9 protein-coding genes are annotated in these 12411 nt (G+C 57.2%); all 9 read left to right on the forward strand.

Annotation, left to right across the window (positions count from 1 at the left end):
- The first annotated feature begins 4 nt into the window (after window positions 1-4).
- The 9 genes from nusG to rpsG all read left to right on the forward strand — a co-directional run bounded on the left by nusG (window position 5) and on the right by rpsG (window position 12396).
- The gene (gene nusG, locus ACRRQW_RS11305) at window positions 5-586 is read left to right on the forward strand and encodes a transcription termination/antitermination protein NusG (protein ID WP_438481482.1); all 582 of its coding nucleotides are present in this window, start codon (window positions 5-7) and stop codon (window positions 584-586) included.
- A gap of 42 nt (window positions 587-628) precedes the next feature.
- Window positions 629-1054: a 50S ribosomal protein L11 gene (gene rplK, locus ACRRQW_RS11310; RefSeq protein WP_438481483.1), complete on the forward strand. Its 426-nt coding sequence runs from the start codon at window positions 629-631 to the stop codon at window positions 1052-1054.
- A 63-nt stretch (window positions 1055-1117) separates the two neighbouring features.
- Entirely contained in the window at window positions 1118-1813 is a 696-nt protein-coding gene (gene rplA, locus ACRRQW_RS11315) for a 50S ribosomal protein L1 (RefSeq protein WP_438481484.1), read from the forward strand.
- 12 nt (window positions 1814-1825) lie between these two features.
- Complete coding sequence (gene rplJ, locus ACRRQW_RS11320; protein WP_438481485.1) at window positions 1826-2332, forward strand: 50S ribosomal protein L10; 507 nt, start codon at window positions 1826-1828, stop codon at window positions 2330-2332.
- 134 nt (window positions 2333-2466) lie between these two features.
- Entirely contained in the window at window positions 2467-2847 is a 381-nt protein-coding gene (gene rplL, locus ACRRQW_RS11325) for a 50S ribosomal protein L7/L12 (RefSeq protein WP_438481486.1), read from the forward strand.
- A gap of 198 nt (window positions 2848-3045) precedes the next feature.
- Entirely contained in the window at window positions 3046-6840 is a 3795-nt protein-coding gene (rpoB, locus tag ACRRQW_RS11330; RefSeq protein ID WP_438481487.1) for a DNA-directed RNA polymerase subunit beta, read from the forward strand.
- A 32-nt stretch (window positions 6841-6872) separates the two neighbouring features.
- On the forward strand, window positions 6873-11000 hold the full coding sequence (rpoC, locus tag ACRRQW_RS11335; protein ID WP_438481488.1) for a DNA-directed RNA polymerase subunit beta': 4128 nt from the start codon (window positions 6873-6875) through the stop codon (window positions 10998-11000).
- Window positions 11001-11518: 518 nt separating this feature from the next.
- The gene (gene rpsL / locus ACRRQW_RS11340) at window positions 11519-11902 is read left to right on the forward strand and encodes a 30S ribosomal protein S12 (RefSeq protein WP_438481489.1); all 384 of its coding nucleotides are present in this window, start codon (window positions 11519-11521) and stop codon (window positions 11900-11902) included.
- Window positions 11903-11922: 20 nt separating this feature from the next.
- On the forward strand, window positions 11923-12396 hold the full coding sequence (gene rpsG / locus ACRRQW_RS11345) for a 30S ribosomal protein S7 (protein ID WP_438481490.1): 474 nt from the start codon (window positions 11923-11925) through the stop codon (window positions 12394-12396).
- The last annotated feature ends 15 nt before the right edge of the window (window positions 12397-12411 follow it).

A 12411-nucleotide genomic window follows, 5' to 3' on the forward strand; every position in this document is an offset into this window, starting at 1 on the left:
CGCGATGACAACTGAAACTTCAGCGCCCGCCAGCGCCCAGTGGTTCGCCCTCCATACGCTCTCCGGTCAGGAGAACAAGGTGAAGAACTACATCGAGAAGTTCAAAAAGGCCGAAGAACTCGACGACTACGTTCTTGAGGTCTTGCTGCCGACCGAGGTAATTTCCGAGGTTAAGAACGGCAAGAAGAGCACGAAAGTCCGCAAGCTCTACCCGGGCTACGTGTTCATCAACATGTGTCTCTACGACGCTGAGAAGAAGGTCATCATTAAGCCTTTCTATTTCGTCAAAGATGCGGGTGGCGTGATCGGTTTTGTCGGTGGCGACAAGCCTGCCGCGCTGCGTCAGGCTGAAATCGACGACATCAAGAACCGCGTCCAAGCGGCCTCCGGTAAAGAAATCCCGAAGGTCTCGTTCGAAGTCGGCGAAGAGCTCAAGATCACTGATGGTGCTTTCGCGAATCTCACCGGTCGCGTCGACGAGGTCGACCCAACCCGCGGCAAGCTCAAAATTTCTGTTTCCATTTTCGGACGGTTTACGCCCGTCGAACTCGAATACTGGCAGGTCCAGCGCGCCTCTGAAAGCTGATCCGCCGCCCACTAAACCGCCACTACTCAAACTCAGCTCACCATGGCCAAGAAAATTCAAGGTTACGTCCGTCTCCAGCTCCCTGCTGGCGCGGCCAATCCAGCTCCTCCTGTCGGTCCAGCCCTCGGCGCCCAAGGCGTCAACATCATGGGCTTCTGTAAGGAATTTAACGCGAAGACCAAAGACCAGAATGGCATGATCATTCCGGTGGTCATCACGGTCTACACGGACAAGTCCTTCACCTTCATCCTCAAGTCGCCTCCGGCTTCCGTGCTCCTGAAGAAGGCTGCCGGTATCGCCAGCGGTTCGGCCAAGCCGAATTCCGACAAGGTCGGCAAGGTCACGAAGAAACAAATCATCGAGATCATCAAACTCAAGAAGGCCGACCTCAACGCCAACAGCGAAGAAGCCGCCATCCGCATGATCGCCGGCACTGCCCGTAACATGGGCATCGAAGTCGTCGAATAATTTCCCTCAACCGCAACTCACCGCGGGAGTTCGCAAGAACGTCTGCACCGCAAGGAGTCAAAAATGCCCGTAAAACAAAGCAAACGCTACCGCAGCGCCGTCTCCGTCGCTGATCTCACCAAGGAGTATCCACTGAAAGAAGCAGTGGAGATCCTCTCTAAATTCCCGAAGACCAAATTCGATGAGACCATCGAATTGTCTTTCCGCCTCGGCGTAGATCCCGCCCAGGGCGACCAGATGGTTCGCGGCACGACGCCGTTGCCCAATGGTTCCGGCAAGAAAGTCCGCGTGGTTGTCTTCACCGATGATCCGGAGAAGGCTCTCGCCGCAGGTGCTGATCATGCCGGCCTCGCCGAGCTGATGACCAAGATTAACGAGGGCTGGCTCGACTTCGACGTCGCGATCGCGACTACCGAAGCCATGAAGCAAGTCCGCACACTCGCTCGCGTCCTCGGTCCGAAAGGCCTGATGCCGAACCCGAAGTCCGGCACCGTCACCGACGACATCGCTGCCGGCATTAAAGCCGTCAAAGCGGGTCGCGTTGAGTTCAAAGTCGACAAGACCGCCAACATCGGCGTCGGCGTCGGCAAGCGCTCGTTCACCGCTGAACAGATCAGCGAGAACGTGTCCGCGGTCCTCGATGCCATTGGCAAGGCCAAGCCGGCCGCGTTCAAGGGTCACTACATCAAGAGCGTCACGCTCTCGTCCTCGATGAGCCCGGGCGTCAAGCTCGCCTCCACCGAGTTCAACAAATTCTAAGGAGCCCGCACCATGAGAGCAGAAAAACAATATTTGATCGATGAAGTCAGCGGGCACCTCAAAAAGTCCGACTACGTCATCCTCGCTAACTTCACCACGCTGACGGTCGCCGAGACCGCCGAACTCCGCAAGCGCCTCGCTCCCGAGAGCGCTGAGTTCCACGTCGTGAAGAACAGCTCCTTCCGCGTCGCGGCCAAAGCCCTTGGCTTGCCCGATCTCGATGCTTCGCTCAGCGGCCAAACGGCCGTTGTCGTCGGTGGTAAAAACCCCGCCGGCGTCGCCAAGGCCCTGAAGAAATTCGTCGAAGAAAAGAAGAAGTTGGAAGTCAAAGTCGGCGTGCTCGACAAGAAGCTGATGTCCGCTGCGGACCTTGCTAAACTTGCCGACCTGCCTTCTTTCGACGCCCTTCGCTCGATGTTCCTCGGCATGCTCACCATGCAGGGTGCCGCGTTCGTTCGCGTGCTCGACGCCAAGATCAAGAAAGAGCAACCCGAGCAGCCCGCTGCTCCGGCCGCTTAATAAACCTACCTTAACTAAACCAATTTTTTCCGGCGCAAGCCGGAGAATCCAAAATATCCAACGAAGCAGGCTAGGGGACACGTCCCTTAAACGAACCTCACCCGAGGCCGCTATCCTCTTCAGGAGAAAATACCATGAGCAATATCACCAAAGACCAAGTCATTGAATGGTTGTCCGCACAGCCGATTCTCGAACTCGCTGCCCTCGTTAAAGACCTCGAAGGCAAATGGGGCGTTTCCGCCGCCGCTGCCGCCGCTCCTGCCGCTGCCGGCGCTGCTGCCGCCGCTCCCGCTGCTGAAGCCCAGACCGAGTTCACCGTCGTCCTCAAGGAAGCCGGCGCGAACAAGATCGGCGTCATCAAAGAAGTCCGCGCCATCACTGGCTTGGGCCTCAAGGAAGCCAAGGACCTCGTCGAAGGCGCTCCGAAGAATGTCAAGGAAGGCGTCAACAAAGCCGAATCCGAAGACCTCAAGAAGAAGCTCGAAGCGGCCGGCGCTAAAGTGGAAATCAAGTAACCACTTGGCGTTACGTTCCTTAATAGTTCTCAATTCACCGAGACAGGCCGTGTCCAACCGCGGCCTGTCTTTCGGCTTTGTTTCAGTCGTTCTTTCCGCGCAACGAGGCTCCGCGTCCGTGCGCACCAACGCCGGTTATTCTTCGCTGAATAACTGAGTTTTTTATTTTCTTTCGCTCACATCCAAACGGGAAATTCCATGGCCGACCGCACTCATTCCGAACGCATTAACTTCGGTAAACTCCGCGAAGTTATCCAGCCGCCGAACCTTATCGAGCTCCAGATCAGCTCGTATCTCGAGTATCTGCAAAAAGACACTCCTGAAAAACAGCGCAAGCCCTTCGGCCTCGAAGCGGTTTTCCGCGAGGTTTTCCCCATCAATTCCTACGACGAGCGCCTCACGCTCGAATACGTTTCTTACACGATCGGTGACGCCAAGAGCTCGGAAATCGAGTGCTTGCGCGAAGGCACGACCTACGCCGTCCCGCTCTACGTGAAGCTTCGCCTCCGCGAAGAAGACTTCATCAAGGACGAGGAAATTTTCATGGGTGACATCCCGATGGTGACCGAGCGTGGCTCGTTCATCATCAACGGCGCTGAACGCGTCGTCGTCTCCCAGCTCCACCGTTCGCCCGGCATCTGCTTTGAAGTTGCCACGCACCCGAACGGCAAACTGCTCCACTCGTTCCGCATCATCCCTGACCGCGGCACCTGGCTCGAAGTGCAGTTCGACAACAACGATCTCCTTTACGTCTATCTCGACCGCCGTCGTCGTCGCCGCAAATTCCTCATCACCACGTTGCTCCGCTCGATCGGTTACAGCAACGATTTGGACATCCTCAACCTGTTCTACACAATTCAGGATTTGAAGGTTTCCAAGGCCCTCGACCAAGAGAACGTTTCGACGCTCGTGTTGGTTGAAGACGTCATCGATGCCCAGAAGGGCGTGGTCCTCGCGCGCGCTTTCGAGCCGCTCACCAAGGCCATCGTTCGCACGTTCGAGAAGCACGACATCAAGTCGATGCGCGTCATCGACACGACTTCCGACGAAGGCGCCATCATCCGCGCCCTCAAAAAAGACCCGACGCGCAACGAAGAAGAGGCGCTCAAGGAAATCTACAAGAAACTGCGTCCAGGTGAGCCGCCAACCACGGCGAACGCCAAGGCGTTGTTGAAGCGTTTGTTCTTCGACCCGAAGCGTTACGATCTCGGTCGCGTCGGTCGCTACAAGATCAACCAAAAGCTCGACCTCAAAGTTGATCTTGAGAACCGCGTGCTCGAAGCTTCCGACGTGGTCGCCGCTACGAAATACCTCGTTCGCCTGAAGAAGGCTGACGGTATCGTCGACGATATCGATCACTTGGGTTCCCGCCGCGTCCGCACGGTCGGTGAGCTTCTCGCCAACCAATGCCGCGTCGGTCTCAGCCGCACGGAGCGTCTCGTTCGCGAGCGCATGACCCTTTATGACCAGAGCGTGGACTCGATCACCCCGCAGAAGCTTATCAATCCGAAAGCTCTGACGACCGTGATCCGCGATTTCTTCGCGCGCAGCCAACTCTCGCAGTTCATGGATCAGATCAACCCGCTCGCCGAGCTCACGCACAAGCGTCGCTTGTCCGCACTCGGGCCGGGTGGTCTTAACCGTGAACGTGCCGGCTTCGAAGTGCGCGACGTTCACCCGTCGCACTACGGCCGCATCTGCCCGATCGAGACCCCGGAAGGTCCGAACATCGGTCTCATCAACTCGCTCTCCACCTACGCTCGCGTTAACGAATTCGGTTTCATCGAAGCGCCTTACCGCCTCGTTGAAAAAGAAAAAGGCCGCGTCACCGACAAGGTAGTTTACCTCACGGCTGACCAGGAAGAGGGCAAGACCATCGCGCAAGCGAACTCTGAAGTGGACGACAAAGGTCACTTCATCGGCAAGGTCACGGCTCGTAACTCCGGCAACTTCATCGAAGTCGCCGCGGACGAAGTCGACCTCATGGACGTCTCGCCGAAGCAGGTCGTTTCGGTCGCTGCCGGTTTGATTCCGTTTTTGGAACACGATGACGCTAACCGCGCATTGATGGGCTCCAACATGCAACGCCAAGGCGTGCCGCTCCTCCAAACGGAAGCGCCGCTCGTCGGCACGGGTCTCGAAGCGCGCCTCGCGGCTGACTCGAAGACTGTCGTCATCGCTGAAGAAGCGGGCGTCGTCGCTTCCGTCGACGCGAAACAGATCATCGTCACCAAAGACGGCGAACTCCCGCGCAATCCGAAGACCGACCCGAAGAATCACACCTACGTTTACGAGCTCCGCAAATTCATGCGCTCGAACGCCGGCACGTGCTTCAGCCAGCGCCCGATCGTCAAGAAGGGCCAGAAGGTCAAGAAGGGCGAATGTATCGCTGACGGTCCTTCGACCGATCACGGCGAACTCGCTCTTGGTCGTAACATCCTCGTCGGCTTCATGCCGTGGAACGGTTACAACTTCGAAGACGCCATCCTCATCTCCGAGAAGGTTCTTAAGGAAGACATCTTCACGTCGATCCACGTCCAAGAGTTCGAAGTCACCGCGCGTGACACGAAGCTCGGGCCGGAAGAAATCACCCGCGACATCCCGAACATCGGCGAAGAAGCACTCAAGAATCTCGACCACAACGGCGTCATCCGCGTCGGTGCGGAAGTGAAGCCCGGCGACATCCTCGTCGGTAAGATCACTCCGAAGTCCGAGACCGAGCTCGCTCCTGAAGAGAAGCTGCTCCGCGCCATCTTCGGTGAAAAAGCCGCTGATGTTAAGGACACCTCGCTGATCGTTCCCTCCGGTGTAAACGGCATCATCATGGATGTGAAGGTTTCCACGAGCCGCCTCGACGCGGAACGTGATCGCCTTTCCCCGTCTGATCGCCGCCGCCAGGTGAAGCAGATCCAGGAAGATTATAAGACGCAAATGGACAAACTGCGCGAGCAGTTGACCGAGGCGCTCTCCAACATCCTCCTCGGCGAAAAAATCCCGCTCGACGTCATCAACGGTCAATCCGGCGAAATCATCATCCCGGCCAACCGCAAGATCACCAAGACGCTCCTCCGCAAACTCGCGGCCGTCGCGAAACACATCGAGATCGATCCTTCACCGGTTCGCATCAAGATCATGGAGATCATCGCGTCCTTCCAATCGAAGTTCGACGAACTCGAAGGCGATCGCGAACGCAAAGTCGCGACCATCGAGACCGGCGACGAGAACGGTCCTGGCGTCATCAAGCAGGTCAAAGTTTACATCGCCACGAAGCAAAAGCTCGAGGTCGGTGACAAGATGGCCGGTCGTCACGGTAACAAGGGTGTGGTCGCGAAGATCGTTCCTGAAGCCGACATGCCGTTCCTGCCGGACGGCACGCCGATCGAAATCTGCTTGAACCCCCTCGGCGTGCCTTCGCGCATGAACGTCGGTCAGGTTCTCGAGACGCACTTGGGTTGGGCTTGTAAAAAGCTCGGCATCAAAGTCGCGACGCCGGTCTTCGACGGTATCCCTGAAAAGAAGGTCCGTGAATACCTCAAGGAGGCTAAGCTGCCTTCTACTGGTAAGAGCGTCCTTCACGACGGTCGCACGGGCGAGCGCCTCGATCAAGAGGTCGTCGTGGGCTACATCTATATGATGAAACTGAATCACTTGGTTTCTCACAAGATCCACGCCCGCGCGGTCGGTCCTTACTCCCTCGTCACGCAGCAACCGTTGGGCGGCAAAGCTCAATACGGCGGCCAGCGCTTCGGCGAAATGGAAGTGTGGGCGCTCGAAGCTTACGGCGCGGCGCACACCCTCCAGGAACTCCTCACGGTCAAGTCCGACGACGTCAACGGCCGCACCAAGATCTACGAATCACTCGTCAAGGGTGATAATACATTGAGCGCCGGCACGCCGGAATCGTTCAACGTGTTGGTCAAGGAAATGCAGGCCCTCGGTCTCGACATCAAACTCGCTAAGCGCACCGCGCTTGGCGAAGCACTCGGTGGTTAATCTTTAACGCAATACTGGGAGCATCACATATAATGAGCACTGAACACGCCCGCGAAGAAGTCCGGTCCGTCCTCGGATCGGATGAAAATCAGTTCGACAACGTTTCCATCACCGTCGCCTCACCAGAAACGATCCGTTCCTGGTCCAAGGGAGAAGTTAAGAATCCCGAGACGATCAATTACCGCACCTTCAAGCCCGAGCCGGGTGGTCTTTTCTGTCAAAAGATCTTCGGCCCGGTGCGCGACTACGAATGCGCCTGCGGTAAATACAAACGCATCAAATACAAGGATGTCATCTGCGATCGCTGCGGCGTCGAAGTGACCATCGCCCGCGTCCGTCGCGAGCGCATGGGCCATATCGAGCTCGCGGTGCCGGTCGCGCACATCTGGTTCTTGAAGAGCATGCCGAGCCGCCTCGGTCTCTTGCTCGACATGACCGCTCGTTCGCTCGAGCGCGTCATCTACTACGAGAACTACATGGTGACCAACGCGGGCAAAACCCCGCTCGAGCTCAAGCAGCTCCTCACCGAAACCGAATACCAGCAAGCCGTCGAAGAATACGGCGCTGATGCCTTCACCGCCAAGATGGGCGCTGAAGCCGTCCGCGACGTGCTCACCCAAATCGACATGGAAGCCGTCGTCGCCGAACTCCACGAGACGATGCGCGCCACGCGCTCGAAGCAGATCAAAAAGAAGCTCTCGAAGCGCCTCAAGGTCATCGGTGGTTTCATCTCCTCGAAATCCCGTCCGGAATGGATGGTCCTCGAAGTGTTGCCCGTCATCCCACCGGACTTGCGCCCGCTCGTTCCTTTGGAAGGCGGCCGCTTCGCGACCTCCGATCTCAACGATCTCTATCGCCGCGTCATCAACCGCAATAATCGTTTGCGCAACTTGATGCAGCTGAAGACGCCGGACGTTATCATTCACAACGAAAAGCGCATGCTCCAGGAAGCCGTCGACGCGCTCTTCGACAACGGCCGCCATGGCCGCCCGGTCACGGGCGCGGGCAACCGTGCGTTGAAGTCGCTCTCCGACATGCTCAAGGGCAAGCAAGGTCGCTTCCGTCAGAATTTGCTCGGTAAACGCGTCGATTACTCCGGCCGTTCCGTCATCGTCATCGGTCCTGAGCTCAAGCTCCACCAATGCGGTCTCCCGAAGAAGATGGCGCTGGTTCTCTTCGAACCGTTCATCATCCGTCGCCTCAAGGAACTCGGTTTCGTGCACACCGTCCGCGGTGCGCGCAAGATGATCGAGAAAAAGTCTCCCGAAGTGTGGGACATTCTTGAAGAAGTCACGAAGGGCCACCCGGTGCTGCTCAATCGCGCGCCGACGCTCCACCGTTTGTCCATTCAAGCGTTTGAGCCCGTGCTCATCGAAGGTTCTTCCATCCGCGTTCACCCGCTCGTCTGCACGGCTTACAACGCCGACTTCGACGGTGACCAGATGGCCGTTCACGTGCCGCTCTCCCTCGAGGCCATCCTCGAGTGTAAGCTGCTCATGATGTCGACGAACAACATCTTCTCGCCATCCTCCGGCAAACCGATTCTCACGCCGTCGCAAGACATCGTGCTCGGCGCTTACTACCTCACCATCGAGCCCCGCGTTAAACCTGAAAAGGGTGTGCGCGTGCCGTTGCTCTCGGGTCTGCAAGAAGTGCAATACGTCAAAGCTGACGGCGCACTCAAGACCCACGATTGGATCGAGGTTCCGAATCCGGATTTCCGCAAGGACACCGTCTACGGTAACAAGGAACGCAAAGTTCTGCGCACGACCGTTGGCCGCGTTATCTTCAACCAAATCTGGCCGTCCGGTTTGGGCTTCGTCAATTTCCCGGTGCCGAAGGGCAAGCTGGGCGATTTGATTCTCAATACCTACAAGGTCGCCGGCGATCGCGTCACGGTTGAGACCCTTGATAAGCTCAAGGAACTCGGCTTCCAGACCGCCATGCAGGCCGGTATCTCGATCGGTATCGACGACATGATCATTCCTGAAAACAAGAAGGACATTGTCGCGGCGACCCGTAAGAAGGTCGACGAAGTCGAAGGCCAATACAAAAAGGGTATCATCACGGAAGGTGAGCGTAAGAACAAAGTCATCGACTTGTGGACTGCCGCCACCGACCAGATCGCGAAAGCGGTCTTCGGTAAACTTGAGAACAACGACGGCAAGCCCGACGTTAATCCGGTTTACATCATGATGGACTCCGGCGCTCGCGGTAACAAACAGCAGGTTCGTCAGCTGTGCGGTCTCCGCGGCCTCATGGCCAAGCCGTCCGGCGAAATTATCGAACGCCCGATTCTGTCTTCGTTCCGCGAAGGCCTCACCGTTCTCGAATACTTCATCTCGACGCACGGCGCCCGCAAGGGTCTCGCCGACACCGCGCTGAAGACCGCTGACGCCGGTTACATGACCCGCAAGCTTTGCGATGTGGCCATGGACGCGGTTGTCACCGAGGAAGATTGCGGCACGCGCGAAGGTATTTGGAAACGCGCGATTTTCGAAGGTGAAACGATGCTCGTTTCCCTCGCTGAACGTATCGTCGGCCGTTTCTCGGCTGATGACGTCATGGATCCGCTCAACCCGACGCAAGCGATCGTTGGCTCCGGTGAACTTATCACCGAAGAGCTTTCGAAGCGCATCGACGATTCCGGCATCGAGCGCGTCAAAGTGCTCTCGCCGCTCACCTCGACCAGCGATCATGGCCTCGATGCGAAATCCTACGGCATCAATCCCGCCACCAACAAAGTCGCGAAGATCGGTGACTCCGTCGGTATCATCGCCGCCCAATCGATCGGTGAACCCGGCACGCAGCTCACGATGCGCACCTTCCACATCGGCGGTGTCGCCACCGGCGGTGCGAAGAATCCTGAAATCAAGATCCGTAACAGCGGTATCATCAAATATCGCGGTCTCCGTTTGGTCACGATTTCCGAAGGCGTTAACATCGTCCTCAACAAGACGGGTTCGCTCCAAGTCATCGACGAAAACGATCGCGAGTTGGAATCCTACCCGATTGTGGTCGGCACGTTCCTCTCTGTGAACGATGGCGCCAAGGTCACGAAGGGCCAGACGATCGCGCAATGGGATCCTTACAACGTTCCGGTTCTCTCCGAAAAAGCGGGCACGCTCCACTTCAAGGACATGATCCCTGGCGTGACCGTGAAGCGCGAACTCGACGAATCCACCGGCCGCATCGCGACCGTGGTCATCGAGCACAAGGAAGATCTCAATCCGCAGATCGAAGTCCGCGACGACAACAACAAGCCTGTTGCCGCTTATTCGATTCCGACCGGTGCGCAGGTTTCCGTCGCCGAAGGTGACATCATCACCCCCGGCGCGCTCCTCGCCAAGACGCCGCGTCAAGCGTCCGTCACGAAGGACATCACCGGTGGTCTCCCGCGCGTCGCCGAGCTTTTCGAAGCCCGTCGTCCGAAGGAAGCCGCCGAAATGGCCCGCATCGAAGGCGTCGTTTCGTTCGAAGGCACTCTGCGCGGCAAGCGCAAGCTGATCGTCCGTCAGGAAGAATCCGGTGCCGAAGAGGAACATCTGATCCCGCACGGCAAGCACATCATCGTGCAAGCCGGCGACGTCGTCCACAAGGGCCAGCATCTCACGGAAGGCTCCGCCGATCCGCATGAGATCTTGGAAATCCTCGGGCCAACCGCGCTGTATGAGTTCCTAATCGGCCAGGTGCAGGAAGTTTATCGTCTCCAAGGCGTGTCGATTAACGACAAGCACATCGAGGTCATCATCCGTCAGATGCTCCGCAAGGTTCGCATTTCTGACCCAGGTGACACCGAGTGGTTCTGGGGCGAGCAGATCGACCGCGTTGCGTTCCTCCGTGAAAACAAACGCATCGAAGCCGCCGGTGGTAAACCCGCCGAGGCTGAGCCGATCCTCCTTGGCATCACCAAGGCTTCCCTCGAGACCGAGTCCTTCATCTCTGCAGCCTCCTTCCAAGAGACGACCCGCGTCCTCACCGACGCCTCGACCCTCGGCAAGGTGGATACGCTGAAGGGCTTCAAGGAAAACGTCATCATGGGTCACTTGATTCCGGCGGGCACGGGCCTTCCTGCTTACAAGAAACTCAAGGTCACGCTCCCGCTCGGTGGCGAAATCCCGATGGACGAAGCTCCGAAGGCCGTCGTCGAAGCGAGCTAAGCTTCCTCAAATATTCTCAAAGCCGCGGAAGAAATTCCGCGGCTTTTTTATTTTTGCCTGCCTGCGAAATCGCTTCTGCTGCGTTCGTCATTCTTTAGACGATTCAAAATATTCTTTTAAGGCAGGGGAGTAGTCCCGACGAGCCTTTACCCGATTAGGACGTAGCCGGTGGAGTCTTCGACGCTGCTATACACAGTTTTGATTATTCGATTTTAAAGACGAAAGGGGCGAAACGCACTGCATCGACAGATACTAAGGCGTGTTTTGTGAATAACTTTTCCATGTTTTGTTTATTTAACTCTTGAAGTGATTGGAAGCCGTCTGCTTTTTCAACCCTTCCATTCGTCACTTACAGCCGTCGCAGCTAAACTGCCCTGGCACCTGAGACGCCACGGTTTCGGAGGTTTTCGCCTCTGAAAATTGTGTTTTTACCAAAAGCGCGAAATAGTGCTTGCTGGGGACTTCGTCTCCGGTAGGTTCCGCGCCCCTTTCTACTTTTCCATCCATCCACTTTACACATGCCCACCATTAACCAACTCGTGAGAAAAGGACGTCGCAAAGTTGTCGCGAAGTCCAAGGCGCCTGCGCTCGAGGGAAATCCCTTCCGTCGCGGCGTCTGTGTGCAGGTCATGACCCGCACGCCGAAAAAGCCGAACTCCGCTATCCGCAAAGTCGCGAAGGTTCGCCTCACGAACGGCACTGAAGTGATTTCTTACATCCCGGACGAAGGCCACAATCTTCAAGAGCACAGCATCGTGCTCGTCCGCGGCGGCCGCGTTAAGGATCTTCCTGGCGTTCGCTACCACATCGTTCGCGGCACGCTCGACGCCACTGGCGTTGAGAAGCGTCGTCGTTCCCGTTCTAAATACGGCGTCAAACGCCCGAAAGCCGCCAAGGCCTAACCCTCGTTCTTTAATCAGTCATGTCACGTCGCCGCAGAGCTACTCACCGTCCCACCGTTCCTGACGTTCGCTATAACAGCACGTTGGTCACGCACCTCATCAATGTCATCATGAAGAGCGGCAAGCGCACGCTCGCTGAGCGCATCGTTTACGGCGCTTTCGAGCGCGTGAGCGAAAAGCTCCAGAAGGGCGACCCGGTCGACCTGCTCATGGGCGCGATGGAAAACGCCCGTCCGAAACTCGAAGTGAAGAGCCGCCGGGTCGGTGGCGCCACGTATCAAGTTCCGGTCGAAATCTCTTTCGAGCGCCAAGAGTCCTTGGCTCTCCGCTGGATTGTTGACGCCGCCAATGGCCGCAAAGGCACCCCGATGCGCGAAGCGATCGCTTCCGAAATCATCGACGCCTACAACAACACCGGCTCCGTCGTGAAGAAGAAGGAAGAAATGCACAAGATGGCTCAAGCCAATCGTGCGTTCGCCCATCTCCGTTGGTAAGAAAACTTTTTTAGA

The organism is Oleiharenicola lentus, from assembly GCF_051660365.1.
GTDB lineage: Bacteria > Verrucomicrobiota > Verrucomicrobiia > Opitutales > Opitutaceae > Lacunisphaera > Lacunisphaera lenta_A.